The sequence below is a fragment of the Brevundimonas sp. AVps31 genome (assembly GCF_058681355.1).
In genome coordinates, this window is the sequence record NZ_CM178736.1 from 2,834,916 (window position 1) to 2,848,514 (window position 13,599).

A 13,599-nucleotide genomic window follows, 5' to 3' on the forward strand; every position below is an offset into this window, starting at 1 on the left:
TTGCGCGCATTGTTCGCCATTGACCGATGTCAGGCCTTCCTCTATCAGCGCGCCTTCCGTTCAGCCGGTCCGCCGGAGAACACCCGTTTCGCCCGTCTCCCAAGGACTCCTCGTTATGCTGAAGAGCACTACGGCTTCGCTGAAGCCGGCCGAGGTCGAGAAGAAGTGGATCCACATCGACGCCGAAGGCGTCGTGGTGGGCCGTCTCGCGACCTTTATCGCCAACCGTCTGCGCGGCAAGCACCGCGGTGACTACACCCCGCACGTCGATTGCGGCGACTATGTCGTCGTGACCAACGTCGACAAGGTCGTCTTCACCGGCAAGAAGAACACCGACAAGATCTACTACCGCCACACCGGTCACCCGGGCGGCGTCAAGTCGACGACCCCGGAGAAGGTTCTGGGCGGTCGCTTCCCCGAGCGCGTGCTCGAGAAGGCCGTCGAGCGCATGCTGCCGAAAGAAAGCCCGCTGGCCCGCAAGCAAATGACGCACCTGCGTCTGTTCTCGGGTTCCGAGCACAGCCACGCGGCCCAGTCGCCCGAAACCATCGACTTCGCCTCGAAGTCGGCCAAGAACACCCGGAGCGTCTGAGCATGACCGACGTCACCACTGAAAACACCGGTTTCGACGCCCTGAAGGGCCTCGGCACCCCCGGCGTCGGCGAAGAGCACCCGGTTTACGTCCAGAAGCTGGACGCCCAGGGCCGCGCCTACTCCACCGGCAAGCGCAAGAACGCGATCGCCCGCGTCTGGCTCAAGCCGGGCACCGGCAAGATCACGATCAACGGCAAGGATCAGATGCAGTATTTCGCTCGCGAAATCCTGCGCATGATGATCGCCCAGCCGCTGGAAGTGACCGACCGCGCCACCCAGTTCGACGTTGACTGCACCGTCGAGGGTTCGGGCCTGTCGGGCCAGGCCGGCGCCATCCGCCACGGCCTGTCGCACGCCCTGACGCACTACGAGCCGGAACTGCGCAAGGTCCTGAAGCCGCACGGCTTCCTGACCCGCGACAGCCGCGTCGTCGAGCGCAAGAAGTACGGCCGCGCCAAGGCTCGCCGTTCGTTCCAGTTCTCGAAGCGCTAAGCCGTTTCATTACGGGTTGGATGGGGGCGCTTCGGGAAACCGGAGCGCCCTTTTTCTTTGTCCGCTTTCCTTCTCCCCTTGCGGGAGAAGGTGGCGGCCGAAGGCCGACGGATGAGGGGTCGCACAGGCCTGTCTTCCGGAGCGTCTGAAAGTCGCCAGATTGTCGGGTCAGTGCGACCCCTCATCCGACCCGCTGCGCGGGCCACCTTCTCCCGCAAGGGGAGAAGGACAGGAGATGCGAATGACCCACACCATCTTCATCGACGGCGAGGCCGGCACCACGGGGCTGGAGATCCGCGAGCGGCTGGAGGCGCGCCCGGATCTGGCGCTGATCCTGCTGGGCGACCGGCGGCGCGACGTGGAGGCGCGGCGTGAGGCGCTGAACGGCGCCGATGCGGTGATCCTGTGCCTGCCGGATGACGCGGCCATCGAGGCGGTGTCGATGATCGAGAATTCCAAGGTGCGGGTGATCGACGCCTCGACGGCGTTCCGGGTCGATCCGGACTGGACCTATGGCTTCGCCGAGATGGCGCCGGAACAGCGCGAGCGGATCGCCGCCTCGACGCGGGTGTCGAACCCGGGCTGCTATCCGACCGGGTTCATCGGCCTGGTGCGGCCGCTGGTCAGCGCGGGGATCATCCCGGCGGGCTGGCCGGTGACGGTCAATGCGGTCAGCGGCTATTCCGGCGGCGGCAAGGCGATGATCGCCGAGTTCGAGGCCGAGGGCGGGGCCGACGCCTATCGCGCCTATGGCCTGACGCTGAAGCACAAACATGTGCCGGAGATGACCCTGCACACCGGGCTGGAGCGCAAGGTGCTGTTCGCCCCGGCGGTCGGGGCGTACCGGCAGGGGATGCTGGTCGAGGTCCCGCTGCACCTGTCGGCCCTGCCGGGGTCGCCGTCGGTCGAGGTGGTGCATGGCGCGCTGGTCGAGGCCTATGCGGGTCAGCGGTTCGTCGAGGTGGCGTCGCTGGAGGAGACCGAGGCCCTGACCGGGATCGACCCGGAAGGCCTGAACGGCACCAACCGGATGCGGCTGCATGTGTTCGGCGATCGCGGCGGGGAGCAGGTGCGGCTGGTGGCCCTGCTGGACAACCTCGGCAAGGGCGCGTCGGGGGCGGCGGTGCAGAACCTGAACCTGATGCTGGGGCTGGATGAGGCGGCCGGGCTGGGCTGAGCCGAGCCCCTTGTGAACCAGCCGGGTCGTTCCGACGTATCATCGTCATGACCCAGACCCGCAGAGCCCTGTTCCTGATCGCCGGCGCGGCCGCCCTGTCCGCGTGCGCGCCCGAGGTCGCGGACGCGTCGGAGGCCCAGTACGCCGGTTCGCCGTTCCGCCGGATCACCGACGCCCAGTGGCGGGCGCGGCTGCCGGGGCTGAGCTATCAGGTGCTGCGCCACGAGGGCACCGAGCGACCGGGAAGCAGCCCTCTGGATCGCGAGCACCGGCGCGGGACCTTCGTCTGCCGGGGCTGCGAGCTGCCGCTGTTCCGGTCCGAGTGGAAGTTCGACAGCGGCACCGGCTGGCCCAGCTTCTTCCGGGTGACGGCGGCCAATGTCGGCACGAAGACCGACCGCCTGCTCGGCATTCCGCGCACCGAATACCACTGCGCCCGCTGTCTCGGGCACCAGGGCCATGTGTTCGACGACGGCCCGGCGCCGACGGGCAAGCGTTACTGCAACAACGGGGCCGCGCTGATCTTCCGGCCCGCCTAGTCTTGCGGCGCGGCGTCGACGGCCGCGACCACCTGGCGGAAGAAGGCGCGGCGGGCGGCGCTGTGGCCGCGGCCGACGGCCTCGGGCCAGGCCGACAGCAGGACGATGACCAGCTTGCGTTCCGGATCGACGCGGATGGTTTGACCGAAGATGCCGTAGGCGCCGTAGACGCCGTCGTCCTGGGTCCACCACTGGAAGCCGTAGCCCTCGCCGGGCTCGCCGGTCCCGGCCTGTTTGACCACGGCCTGGGCGAACCAGTCGTCGGGAACGATCCGCTCGCCGCCCAGCACCCCGTCCTCCAGCGCCATCAGGCCGATGCGGCCCCAGTCGCGCAGGGTGGCGGAGACGCAGCAGCCGCCCATTTCGCGCCCGCCCTGATCCAGCGCCCAGACGGCGTCGGCCTGCATGCCCGCGCGGGACCAGATGCGCTCGCTCAGCAGGTCGGCCAGCGGGCGGCCCTCGGCGGCGGCCACGAGCGCCCCGACCAGATTGGTCTCGCCGGTGGAGTAGTTCCAGTGCGTGCCGGGCGGATGGGCGCGGGGCAGGCGGCCCATATAGGCGACGACCGGGTCCTGGCCTTCGACGGCGGGCTCCTGCAGGAAGCGGGCGACGTCGGAGGCGGGGTCGAAATAGTCCTCGTTCCAGCGCACGCCGGAGGTCATGGTCAGCAGCTGGCGCACGGTGACGCCGTCGTAGCCGCCGCCCGCGAGGCCCGGCAGGTAGCGGGTGACGGGGTCCTCCAGCGCGCCGATCGCGCCGCTCTTCAGCGCCGTGCCGACCAGGGTCGAGGTCAGGCTCTTGGTCATCGAGAACGAGACCCAGTGATTGTCCGGCCCGATGCCGAGGCCGTAGCGCTCCAGCCGGACGCGGCCGTCCTGGATGACCAGCACCCCGGCCACGGTCTCGGCCTGCATATAGGCGGACGGATCGACGTCGATGGGGGCGCCGGCGGGCAGGGCGCGCACGGGCGTATCGCCGCGCGGGACGGGCGCGTGCGGCAGGATGGTCTCCATGGTGCGGAAGGCGCGCTCGCGGTCGGCGGGGGCCCAGAACAGCACCCCGGCGGGATCCGTTTCCGGCGTCGGCCTCTGCTGGGCGGCGGCGGGCGGTGCGACGGGCAGGGCGCCGGCGAGGACGACGGCGGCGAGCAGGGGAACGATGAAGCGCGTCATGGCGCGAGCTTAGCAGGCGGGCGGCGGCTGACCAGTCAGCGGGCGCGCGCGGCCTTGAGGGCGGATTCGATTGTCACCGCGAACCAGATCGAGGCGATGATGACCAGCAGGCCGTAGTCGTGGCCGGGGAAGAAGACCGGAACGGCCGCCGCCGCCAGCACCACGGCCGGAAACAGCCCGGCCCAGACCGCCGAACCGGGGCTGTCCGGATGGATCATCGGCGGTCGCGGGGTGATCTTCATCATCCGCAGCAGGATCGGGTTCAGCAGGATGAAGCCCCCTGCGCAGATGATGGCCATCAGGACATTCCGCAGCCAGACGCCCGGCGCGCCGAACATGCTGGTGGTCATCAGGACGAGAAGCAGGGAGAAGGCGGTGGAGATCGCCAGCAGCAGATTGGGTTCAAAACGCTTCAAGACTTCACTTTCACATAGGACCCGGGGGCCGGTTCGACCGGCGTCAGCGGGCCTTTTTTCGGATCGCGGGCGGGAACCTGCGGACCCGACTTGTCGCGCAACCATGTGGCCCAATGGCGCCACCAGCTGCCGGCATGTTCCTCGGCGCCGTCCTGCCATTCCCCGAGCGTCGGGGGCAGGGCGGGGTTGATCCAGTGCTGGTACTTGTTCGCATCCGGATGGTTGACCACTCCGGCGATATGGCCCGAGCCCGCGAGAGTCAGGGTGACGTCGGCGTTGGTGAAGGCGCGGGCCGAGCGATAGACCGAGTTCATCGGCGCGATGTGGTCCTCGCGGCTGGCCTGGAAGTAGAGGGGGATGGTCACCTTCGAGAGGTCGACGGTCAGGCCGCCGATTTCGAACTCGCCTTTTGACAGGGCGTTGCGGCCGTACATGGAGCGCAGATAGTCCATGTGCAGGGCCTTGGGCATGCGGGTCTGGTCGGCGTTCCAGAACAGCAGGTCGAAGGCGGGCGGGGCCTTGCCCATCAGATAGTTGCTGACGAAGAAGGACCAGATCAGGTCGTTGGCCCGCAGGGCGTTGAAGGTCTCGGCCATGGCCGCGCCGGGCAGGACCCCGCCGGCGGCGTCCATCTGCTGCTCGATCTCGTTCAGCCAGTGATCGTCGGTGAACAGCAGCAGGTCGCCGGCCTCGGCGAAGTCGTGCTGGGCGGCGAAGAAGGTGTTGGAGGAGACGCGGGTGTCGCCGCGCGCGGCCATATGCGCCAGGGCCGCGCCCATCAGGGTGCCGCCGATGCAGTAGCCGACGGTGTTGACGTGGTCCGAGCCCGACTGCTCCAGCACCTTCTCCACGGCGCGATAAACGCCCTTTTCCAGATAGTCGTCAAAGCCGTAGCCGGCCTTGTCCTGATCCGGATTGACCCAGGAACAGACGAAGACGGTGAAGCCCTGGGCCGAGAGCCAGCGGATCATCGAGTTCGCGGGCTGTAGGTCCAGGATGTAGAATTTGTTGATCCACGGGGGGAAGATCAGCAGCGGGATCCGGTGCTGGGTTTCGGTCGCCGGGTCGTACTGAAGCAGTTCGAACAGCTCGTCGCGCCAGACCACCTGACCCGGGGCGGTGGCGACATTCACCCCGACCTCGAACTGGCCGTAGTCGGCCTGGCTGATCTTCAGCTTGCCCTGTCCGCGCTCCATGTCGGCGGCGAAATTCTGCATTCCCCGGACCAGGGATTCGCCATTGCTCTCGGCCAGCGCCTTCAGGGCGACGGGGTTGGAGGCGAGGAAGTTGGCGGGTGAGAAGGCGTCGGTCAGCAGCCTGGTGAAAAACTCGGCCCGGCGCTTGGTGCGCGGGTCGACGTCCTCGACCGAGGAGACCAGGCCGTTCATCCAGTCTGCGGTGACCAGATAGGACTGGCGCATGATGTCGAACATCGGGTTTTCGGACCAGGCCGGGTCCTTGAAGCGCTTGTCCTTCGCCAGCTTCGGGTCCGGGGCGGCCGGTTCCTCGCCCGCGGCGCGACGGGCGGTGGACGCCCACAGGTCCATGTAGCGGTTGAACAGGTCGGCCTGGGCGCTGAACAGCCGGTCAGGGCGCGAGGCCAGGCTGGTCATCACCGAGGTCATGGCCGGGCCGACGTTGAACGGGTCGGGAGACAGGGGCGCCGGCCCATTTCCCGAGGTCCTGGCGGCCTGACCGAGGGCCGCCTCGGCGAGAGCCGACTGGGCCGTCATGGCGGCCTTGGCGAGATTGAGGGACAGGGTTTCCAGCATCGCGCGCTGGTCGGCGCCGAAGGGGGAGGCGGTGTCGGCCGGTGCGGGGGCGTCCGGAGCGGGGCGCGGGGCCGGATCGGGAGTCGGCGGCGGCGTCTGCGCGGGCGCGGGCTCCGCGAGCGCGGCGGCGGCGGCGATCTTCGCAGCGCGGGGCCGCGGGGGCTTGGCCGAGGTCGGACGGCCGGCGCGGCGCGGCGCCGTTACAGGCTCCGAAGCCGGGGCTTCGGAAGGCGGGACGGTCGGACGTCTGGCCATGCTGCGTTCCCTGCTGCGCGTCATTATTGGACGGAAGGACTCGCGCCGCCCTTCCGCCTGTCGGCATGATGGCATATGACCACCCGTGAAATGAACGCGCTGATCTCGAAAAATGCTGCGTTGTGCGTCGTCCTGACCGGCGCGGGCCTGCTGTCGGCCTGTGGCGCGGCGTTTGCGCCCCGCACAGACGCCGCCTCGGCCGTCGCACCGCAGGTCGAGGCGCTGGTCGCGGCGAATCGCGAATACCCGCGTTGGGAGGACTTCCCCAAGGGCGAAGCCGCGCCGGCGCCGACCGAGGTGGCCGTGCGGGTGAACACCCTGCGCGTCTCCGCCGGCGCCTTGGCGGGAGAAGCCGCGCGAATCGACTGGCAGACCTCGGGCGACGCGACGGCCTTCGCCGACGATGTGCGCGCCCGTGTCGCCGCCACGCCGGTGTCGCCGGTCACGGCCGAGACGCAGGCGGAGATCAACGCCCGCATGCAGGCGGCCCGGGAACGGGGTCGCGCCCCGCCGCCGATCAGCCGTCGCTAACCCCTTATCCAGCATCGCCCGGGCGCCAGAATCCGGGATCTCGCTTCACGGAGAACGCTCATGGCCGGATCGGCCCCCTACGCCTCTACCCTGGCCGCCGACGCCGCGCGCGTGACCGAGCTGGCCGCCATCGCCAGCTATGCCCAGATCGGCCGCGGCGACGAGAAACAGGCGGACCAGCTGGCCGTCGACGCCATGCGCACCGCGCTGAACAACCTCGACATCGACGGCAAGATCGTCATCGGCGAGGGCGAGCGCGACGAGGCGCCCATGCTGTACATCGGTGAGAAGGTCGGCACCGGCAAAGGCCCGGCCATCGACATCGCCCTGGACCCGCTGGAAGGCACCACCCTGACGGCCAAGGCCATGGCCAACGCCCTGTGCGTGCTGTCGATGTCGCCGGGCGGCGGCATGCTGCACGCGCCCGACACCTATATGGACAAGATCGCGGTCGGCCCGGGCTATCCGGCCGGCACCGTCGACCTGGACAACAGCCCGCAGGACAACGTCCGCAACCTGGCCAGGGCCAAGGGCGTGCCGGCCTCGGAAATCACCGTCTGCGTCATGGACCGCCCGCGCCACGCCGAGCTGATCGCCGCCCTGCGCGAGGTCGGGGCCAAGGTGGTGCTGATCACCGACGGCGACGTGGCGGGCGTGATCCACACAGCCGAGCCGGAAACCGGCATCGACATGTATCTGGGTTCGGGCGGGGCGCCGGAAGGCGTGCTGGCGGCCTCGGCGCTGAAATGCGTCGGCGGCTTCTTCCAGGGCCGTCTGATCTTCCGCAACGAGGATGAGCGCGAGCGCGCCCGTCGCACCGGCGTGACCGACTTCGACCGCAAATACGACCTGCACGAACTGGTGTCCAAGGACGCCATCTTCGCCGCCACGGGCGTGACCAAGGGCGCCATGCTGGACGGCGTCCAGTTCCGCGACGGCTATGTCACCACCCACACCCTGGTGATGGACTCCTCGACCCGCACCGTGCAGCGCATCCGCACCACTCGCCCGGTCGCCTGATGGCGGACGGCGGGAGCGCTGCGACCCCGGCATCCGCCTTTCTGGGCGTCTCCCGCTCGCTGTCCGGCCGGACCTGGCGGCAAAGGCCCGCTGAGCCGGGCGTCATCCGCGCCCATATGCAGACGCTGGGCCTGGACGAGCCGCTGGCCCGCGCGCTGGCGTCCCGGGGCGTGCGCGCCGATCAGGGGCAGGACTTTCTGGCGCCGACGCTGAAGGCCCTGTTCCCCGACCCGTCCAGCTTCACCGACATGGACGCGGCCGCAACGGCGATCATCGACGCCCTGCAGGCGGGATCCTCGATCCATGTGTTCGCCGACTATGACGTGGACGGCGCCTCGAGCGCGGCCCTGCTGGTGCGCTGGTTCCGGGCCATGGGGGCGGAATTGCCCATCTATGTCCCCGACCGGATCACCGAGGGCTATGGCCCCAGCGCGAAGGCCTTCGACACCCTGAAGGCCTCGGGCGCCGATCTGGTCGTGACCGTGGACTGCGGCGCCGCGGCCAATGAGGCCGTCGCTCACGCCGCGGCCATCGGCCTGAAGGTCGTGGTCATCGACCACCACATGATGCGCGAGGAGCCGCCGCAGTGTCTGGCGGTGGTCAATCCGAACCGGCCGGGCTGCAACTCGGGGCAGGGCAACCTCGCCGCCGCCGGGGTGGTCTTCGTGCTGCTGGCCGCCCTGAACCGCGAGGCGCGGGGCAGGGGGCTGTTCGAGGCGCGTGCGCAGCCCGACATCCGCCAATGGCTGGATCTGGCCGCCATGGGCGCGATCTGCGACGTGACCGGCCTGACCGGCTTCAACCGGGCGCTGACCAGCCTGGGGCTGGGCGTCATGTCCAGCTGGAGCAATCCCGGGCTGAAGGCCCTGCTGGCCGCTGCCGGGGCCGAGGAGGGACCGGCCAAGGTCAATCATGCGGGCTTCATCCTGGGGCCGCGGATCAATGCGGGTGGTCGGATCGGCAAGTCCGACCTCGGCGCGCGCCTGCTGTCCACCGACGATCCCGCCGAGGCCATGGCGCTGGCGCAGGAGCTGGACAGTCTGAACATCGCCCGCCGCGAGGTGGAGAAGGCCGTCACCGATCAGGCCACCCGCCGCGTCGAGGCGACGGGCGCCCATGACGACGGCTCGGCCGTGGTGGTGATCGAGGGGGACGACTGGCATCCGGGCGTGGTCGGCATCGTGGCCGGGCGTCTGAGGGAGCGCTGGCGCAAGCCTGTGATCGTGATCGGCGTCGATGCGGTCAACGGGCTGGGCAAGGGCTCGGGCCGGTCGCAGCCGGGCATGAACCTGGGCAAGGCCATCCAGGCGGCGTGGGAGCAGGGCGTGCTGATCGCCGGGGGCGGACACGCCATGGCGGCGGGCCTGACCGTCAAGGCCGACCGGATCGACGAATTGCGCGACTTCCTCAATGCGCGCCTGTCCGGCGAGCAGGCGGCGGCGGAGGCGCTGGACGGGGTCGAGATCGACGCCCTGATCGAGCCGGCCTCGGCGACGCGGGCCCTGTTCGACCAGTTCGACGCCCTGGCGCCGTTCGGCCCGGCCAATCCCGAGCCCCTGTTCGCCATGGAGCATGTCTCGGTGCGTGAGCCGGTGCAGATGAACGGCGGCCATGTGCGCTGTCGTCTGGTGGGGGCGGACGGGGCGTCGGTGAAGGCCATCGCCTGGCGCTGCGCCGACCTGCCGACCGGCAAGGCGCTGCTGTCCGGACAGGGCGGTCTGAGCGTCACGGGCCGTCTGAAGGCGGACGACTGGAACGGCCGTCGGGGCGTGCAATTCGAGATCGAGGACGTGTCCGACCCGCGCATGGCCCAGCCTCCGACCCAGCCATAACGCCGATTTCAAGTTTTCTTGAAAAAGGCGTTGCAGCCTTCGGAGGCGTTGGCTATATCGCCGCTTCCCCGCGCAGCGGTCCCTTCGTCTATCGGTTAGGACGTCAGGTTTTCAACCTGAAAAGAGGGGTTCGATTCCCCTAGGGACTGCCACGCGGGGCATTCCCCCTCATTTCGAAAAACGTCCGCAGCGTGCGATCCTTACGCCGTGCGCCGCGTTGGCTGGGGTGTCCGTCTGGACGCCATGGAGGGATGATTTGCCGGAACGAGCCGACGCCTGCGTCACCGTCCTGATGGTCGAGGACAATGCCGAGGTGCTGGAGTTCGGCGCCACGGTGCTGGCGGAGGCCGGCTACGCCGTCGTCACCGCCGTCACCGCGGATGAGGCGATGGAGCGGGTGCGGCAAGGGCTGAAGGTCGATCTGCTGTTCACCGACATCGTCATGCCGGGCGCTCTGGACGGGGTGGCCCTGGCCCGGGCCGTCGGCGAGATGAGGCCCGGGACCCTGATCCTGCTGACCACCGGATGGGCGGATCGGATGGCCGACCAGACCGGGGGGCGTGAGCCCTTGCCCCTGATCGGAAAGCCCTATCGCGCCGCCGACCTGATGAAGCGGGTGGAAGGCCTGCTGGCGAGGCGTTCGGGGTCCGACTGACCCGGCGCGAAGGCTTTCGCTCGGAAAACGGGTGTTTTTCGCTTTTCAGCTGTTCAAAGAACCATGTTAAATAAGCCGTGCCCGTACTGATCCCGGGCAGGGGGAAAGTTGTGTCCGATTACGAGGGTGGGGAAACGGCGACCGCAGTGCGCATCGCCGGACGGGTTAAATGGTTCGATCCCGGCAAGGGGTACGGCTTCATCGTACCCGATGATCCCGGCATGACCGATCTGAAGGACGTGCTTCTGCATATCTCCAGCCTGCGCGACAGCGGGCACGAAACCGCCGCCGAGGGCGCGCCCATCTCGTGCGACTGCGTGCGTCGGCCCAAGGGCTGGCAGGTGACGGAGATTGTCGATCTGGGGGAGGGCGACCCCGGCCTGGCCCCGCCCCAGCCCCGCCGTACGGGCTATGACGGCCTTCGCGCCGCGACGTCCGTCGAGGTCGAGACGACCGGGGGTCCGCTGGAGCCGGCGGTGGTCAAATGGTTCAACCGCACCAAGGGCTACGGATTCGTGGTGCGCGACGGCCAGACCGGGGATATCTTCGTCCATGTCGAGACGCTTCGGCGCTGCGGGCTGGATGATCTTCTGCCCGGAGACCCCGTCTCGGTGCGATTCGCCGACGGCCCCAAGGGGCTGGTGGTCGCTGAAATCAGAATGGGCGGATAGCCATCCGCCCCGAGCAAGGGCGGATGCGTATGGGTCATCGTCGTGAAATTCGGGTTCGGGGCGTTCTGGCGGCCGTCGCCGGTGTGGCGCTTCTGGCCGGCTGCGCCCTGGCCACGCCCAAGGGCGCGAACGGGGAGGCGATGGAGCCGCTGACCATCACCACCGCCAGCGGCGCGCACAAGTTCATGGTCGAGATCGCCGACGATGAGCCCGAGCGCCAGCGCGGCCTGATGGAACGCCCGCCGCTGGCCGACGACCGCGGCATGCTGTTCGAGTTCCCGGACGTGGCCGAGCGCGGCTTCTGGATGCGCAACACGCCCAGCAGCCTGGACATTCTCTACATCGACCCGCACGGCCGGATCGTCTCCATCGTCAAGAACGCCGCCCCGAACAACGACACCGTCCTGCCGTCCAACGGCCCGGCCATGGGGGTGCTCGAGTTGCGCGGCGGACGCTCTGACGAGATCGGCGCCAGGCCCGGCGACAGGGTCAACCACCCCTTCTTCGCCGAATAACCGTCAGGCGCGTTGCAGTGCGGCGGGGAGTGTGCCAAATCCCGCCGCCGGAGTGTAGCGCAGCCTGGTAGCGCATCTGGTTTGGGACCAGAGGGTCGGAGGTTCGAATCCTCTCACTCCGACCATTTTCCCTTAAAACACGCCCACCGCCGCGTCGGCCCAGATCAGGGCCACCGTGCCGATCAGGACCGCCGCCAGCACCAGCCGGCCGGTCAGGTCGCGCACCTTCCAGGCCGCCAGTTCGAACAGGGCGCCCGCGCTGCCCAGCAGGATGGCCGCGAAGGCGAAGTCTTCGGCGCCCCAGACGACCTGGGCCGTGAACTGCATGGCGATCAGCGGCAGCACCAGAAGGGCGGCGATCCCGCCCCACAGCGCCACCCGCCACAGTGGGACAGCGGGTCCATCGCCGGTTTTCGTCACGCCTGTCATCGCGGCCTCGCCCTGAAGATGTCGATGACTCTTCATGGCCTGTCGGCGGGCGGGAGGCGTGTGGAGTTTCGAAGGATTTTCCGCGCAGGCGGCGTCGGGAGGGGCGCGCCCTTGGTCCGGCTGTCTTGATCCTGCTGCCGAAGGCTTCTAGACGCGGGGGACCGGTTTCGGCCGGACGAAGAGGATTTCGATGGCTATCGCTCGCATCTACCGCCCCGCCAAGACCGCCATGCAGTCCGGCAAGGCCAAGTCGAGAGACTGGCGGCTGGAATTCGAGCCGGCCTCGGCCCGCACCATCGATTCGCTGATGGGCTGGACCTCGTCGTCGGACATGAACGGTCAGGTGCGCCTGACCTTCGACTCGAAGGAAGAGGCCGTCGCCTATGCCGAACGCCACGGCATCGCCTTCCGCCTGCATGAACCGCAGGAGCCGCCGGTGATCATCAAGGCCTACGCCGACAATTTCGCCACCTTCCGCAAACAGTCCTGGACGCACTGATCGCCTGGCGATCCGTGCTTTCCTGAAGTGGCCGACCGCCCTTCGGGCGACTTGAGGTCATGGATCGCGCAGCGTCTGTCGTCACCATCCTTATCGTGCGATTGGCGTGCAGTTTTCGCATCGCCCCCTCGGGCGCCCTTAGCTCAGCTGGATAGAGCACCCGCCTTCTAAGCGGACGGTCGCAGGTTCGAATCCTGCAGGGCGCGCCAGGCGCAACCGGTCCTGTTCCGGCCCGTTCAGGGGCCGTGCGGATCGCCACCTTCAACATCAACGGGATCAATACCCGGCTGGCCAGTCTGCTGGCCTGGCTGGAGGAGACCGGTCCAGATGTGGTCTGTCTTCAGGAGTTGAAGGCGACGGACAGCCAGTTTCCCGAACGGGCGCTGGCCGAGGCCGGGTATTCCGCGGTGTGGAAGGGCGAACACCGCTGGAACGGGGTGGCGATCCTGTCGCGGGTCGGGGAGCCGATCGTGACCCGGCGCTCCCTGCCGGGCGAACCGGCGAACGCCCAGAGTCGCTACATCGAGGCGGCGGTGCAGGGCGTTCTGGTGGCCTGCCTCTATCTGCCCAACGGAAATCCGCAGCCGGGACCGAAATTCGACTACAAACTCGAGTGGTTCGAGCGGCTGATCGCCCATGCGCGCGACCTGCTGGCCACCGGCGCGCCCGTGGTGCTGGCGGGGGACTACAACGTCGTGCCGACCGACGCCGACATCTACAACACCCGGTCCTGGAAGACCGACGCCCTGCTGCAGCCGGAAAGCCGATCGGCCTTCGCCCGGCTGGTGGATCAGGGCTGGACCGACGCGATCCGGGAGCGGTTTCCGCAGGACCCGCCGCCGTGGACCTTCTGGTCCTATTTCCGGCAGGCGTGGGAGCGGGACGCGGGCCTGCGCATCGATCATCTGCTGCTGAGCCCGGCTCTGGCGGAGCGGCTCACCGACGCCGGGGTGGATCGCGAGGTGCGAGGCGGCGAGCGGGCCAGCGACCATGCGCCGACGTGGATCGAAGTGGACTGATCCCGGCCGGG

General features: G+C 68.8%; 16 protein-coding genes and 3 tRNA genes. 15 read left to right on the forward strand and 4 right to left on the reverse strand.

All coding sequences use genetic code 11. The annotated features are described in order from the left end of the window. Nucleotides 1-118 precede the first annotated feature (118 nt). The 4 genes from rplM to msrB all read left to right on the forward strand — a co-directional run bounded on the left by rplM (nt 119) and on the right by msrB (nt 2,802). Nucleotides 119-592, forward strand: a complete 474-nt coding sequence (gene rplM, locus ACW174_RS13815; protein ID WP_492017289.1) for a 50S ribosomal protein L13 — start codon at nt 119-121, stop codon at nt 590-592. A 2-nt stretch (nt 593-594) separates the two neighbouring features. Beyond that, entirely contained in the window at nt 595-1,086 is a 492-nt protein-coding gene (rpsI, locus tag ACW174_RS13820) for a 30S ribosomal protein S9 (RefSeq protein WP_492015015.1), read from the forward strand. Nucleotides 1,087-1,327: 241 nt separating this feature from the next. Further along, nucleotides 1,328-2,263: an N-acetyl-gamma-glutamyl-phosphate reductase gene (gene argC, locus ACW174_RS13825; RefSeq protein ID WP_492015016.1), complete on the forward strand. Its 936-nt coding sequence runs from the start codon at nt 1,328-1,330 to the stop codon at nt 2,261-2,263. Between the two features lie 47 nt (nt 2,264-2,310). Then, on the forward strand, nt 2,311-2,802 hold the full coding sequence (gene msrB, locus ACW174_RS13830) for a peptide-methionine (R)-S-oxide reductase MsrB (RefSeq protein ID WP_492015017.1): 492 nt from the start codon (nt 2,311-2,313) through the stop codon (nt 2,800-2,802). Here msrB and ACW174_RS13835 read toward each other — a convergent pair. Genes ACW174_RS13835 through phaC form a run of 3 tightly spaced genes read right to left on the reverse strand, consistent with a single transcriptional unit; the run spans nt 2,799 to nt 6,417 of the window. Continuing rightward, nucleotides 2,799-3,974 carry a serine hydrolase domain-containing protein gene (locus ACW174_RS13835; RefSeq protein WP_492015018.1) on the reverse strand — a complete coding sequence of 392 codons (1,176 nt, stop codon included), beginning with the start codon at nt 3,972-3,974 and terminating at the stop codon, nt 2,799-2,801. The two genes, msrB and ACW174_RS13835, sit on opposite strands and share 4 nt — an antisense overlap. Nucleotides 3,975-4,009: 35 nt before the next feature. Then, complete coding sequence (locus tag ACW174_RS13840) at nt 4,010-4,390, reverse strand: hypothetical protein (RefSeq protein WP_492015019.1); 381 nt, start codon at nt 4,388-4,390, stop codon at nt 4,010-4,012. Next, nucleotides 4,387-6,417: a class I poly(R)-hydroxyalkanoic acid synthase gene (gene phaC / locus ACW174_RS13845; RefSeq protein WP_492015020.1), complete on the reverse strand. Its 2,031-nt coding sequence runs from the start codon at nt 6,415-6,417 to the stop codon at nt 4,387-4,389. The genes ACW174_RS13840 and phaC overlap by 4 nt, the downstream gene beginning before the upstream one ends. 75 nt (nt 6,418-6,492) lie before the next feature. On the opposite strand from phaC, the gene ACW174_RS13850 reads away from it, so the two are divergent. From ACW174_RS13850 to ACW174_RS13885, 8 genes are all read left to right on the forward strand, one after another. Further along, complete coding sequence (locus tag ACW174_RS13850; RefSeq protein WP_492015021.1) at nt 6,493-6,948, forward strand: hypothetical protein; 456 nt, start codon at nt 6,493-6,495, stop codon at nt 6,946-6,948. A 60-nt stretch (nt 6,949-7,008) separates the two neighbouring features. Then, complete coding sequence (gene glpX / locus ACW174_RS13855) at nt 7,009-7,968, forward strand: class II fructose-bisphosphatase (protein WP_492015022.1); 960 nt, start codon at nt 7,009-7,011, stop codon at nt 7,966-7,968. Continuing rightward, a complete protein-coding gene (gene recJ, locus ACW174_RS13860) occupies nt 7,968-9,800 on the forward strand; it encodes a single-stranded-DNA-specific exonuclease RecJ (RefSeq protein ID WP_492015023.1) in 1,833 nt (610 codons plus the stop codon). Before glpX ends, recJ begins: the two co-directional genes overlap by 1 nt. A gap of 77 nt (nt 9,801-9,877) precedes the next feature. Next, nucleotides 9,878-9,952 (forward strand) — tRNA-Glu (locus ACW174_RS13865). A gap of 104 nt (nt 9,953-10,056) precedes the next feature. Beyond that, complete coding sequence (locus tag ACW174_RS13870; protein ID WP_492015024.1) at nt 10,057-10,455, forward strand: response regulator; 399 nt, start codon at nt 10,057-10,059, stop codon at nt 10,453-10,455. Nucleotides 10,456-10,601: 146 nt separating this feature from the next. Continuing rightward, nucleotides 10,602-11,126: a cold-shock protein gene (locus ACW174_RS13875; protein WP_492015025.1), complete on the forward strand. Its 525-nt coding sequence runs from the start codon at nt 10,602-10,604 to the stop codon at nt 11,124-11,126. Nucleotides 11,127-11,149: 23 nt separating this feature from the next. Further along, nucleotides 11,150-11,641 (forward strand): DUF192 domain-containing protein, encoded by a 492-nt coding sequence (locus ACW174_RS13880; RefSeq protein ID WP_492015026.1) that lies wholly within the window; start codon nt 11,150-11,152, stop codon nt 11,639-11,641. Nucleotides 11,642-11,689: 48 nt separating this feature from the next. Beyond that, nucleotides 11,690-11,766: transfer RNA gene (locus ACW174_RS13885), tRNA-Pro, on the forward strand. Nucleotides 11,767-11,773: 7 nt separating this feature from the next. On the opposite strand, the gene ACW174_RS13890 is transcribed toward ACW174_RS13885, so the two are convergent. Continuing rightward, nucleotides 11,774-12,106, reverse strand: a complete 333-nt coding sequence (locus ACW174_RS13890; protein WP_492015027.1) for a hypothetical protein — start codon at nt 12,104-12,106, stop codon at nt 11,774-11,776. Nucleotides 12,107-12,260: 154 nt separating this feature from the next. Here ACW174_RS13890 and ACW174_RS13895 point away from each other — a divergent pair, with 154 nt between their 5' ends. From ACW174_RS13895 to ACW174_RS13905, 3 genes are all read left to right on the forward strand, one after another. After that, the gene (locus ACW174_RS13895) at nt 12,261-12,569 is read left to right on the forward strand and encodes an ETC complex I subunit (protein WP_492015028.1); all 309 of its coding nucleotides are present in this window, start codon (nt 12,261-12,263) and stop codon (nt 12,567-12,569) included. Nucleotides 12,570-12,701: 132 nt separating this feature from the next. Further along, a tRNA-Arg gene (locus ACW174_RS13900) sits at nt 12,702-12,778 on the forward strand. A 36-nt stretch (nt 12,779-12,814) separates the two neighbouring features. Continuing rightward, nucleotides 12,815-13,588 (forward strand): exodeoxyribonuclease III, encoded by a 774-nt coding sequence (locus ACW174_RS13905; protein ID WP_492015029.1) that lies wholly within the window; start codon nt 12,815-12,817, stop codon nt 13,586-13,588. Nucleotides 13,589-13,599 lie beyond the last annotated feature (11 nt).

Bases quoted from the DNA above. Each gene is read 5' to 3' on its own strand.
- msrB (WP_492015017.1), top strand. From the start codon at position 2,311: ATGACCCAGACCCGCAGAGCCCTGTTCCTGATCGCCGGCGCGGCCGCC.
- ACW174_RS13880 (WP_492015026.1), top strand. From the start codon at position 11,150: ATGCGTATGGGTCATCGTCGTGAAATTCGGGTTCGGGGCGTTCTGGCG.
- argC (WP_492015016.1), top strand. From the start codon at position 1,328: ATGACCCACACCATCTTCATCGACGGCGAGGCCGGCACCACGGGGCTG.
- recJ (WP_492015023.1), top strand. From the start codon at position 7,968: ATGGCGGACGGCGGGAGCGCTGCGACCCCGGCATCCGCCTTTCTGGGC.
- ACW174_RS13895 (WP_492015028.1), top strand. From the start codon at position 12,261: ATGGCTATCGCTCGCATCTACCGCCCCGCCAAGACCGCCATGCAGTCC.
- phaC (WP_492015020.1), bottom strand. From the start codon at position 6,417: ATGGCCAGACGTCCGACCGTCCCGCCTTCCGAAGCCCCGGCTTCGGAG.
- rpsI (WP_492015015.1), top strand. From the start codon at position 595: ATGACCGACGTCACCACTGAAAACACCGGTTTCGACGCCCTGAAGGGC.
- ACW174_RS13850 (WP_492015021.1), top strand. From the start codon at position 6,493: ATGACCACCCGTGAAATGAACGCGCTGATCTCGAAAAATGCTGCGTTG.
- ACW174_RS13890 (WP_492015027.1), bottom strand. From the start codon at position 12,106: ATGAAGAGTCATCGACATCTTCAGGGCGAGGCCGCGATGACAGGCGTG.
- glpX (WP_492015022.1), top strand. From the start codon at position 7,009: ATGGCCGGATCGGCCCCCTACGCCTCTACCCTGGCCGCCGACGCCGCG.
- ACW174_RS13835 (WP_492015018.1), bottom strand. From the start codon at position 3,974: ATGACGCGCTTCATCGTTCCCCTGCTCGCCGCCGTCGTCCTCGCCGGC.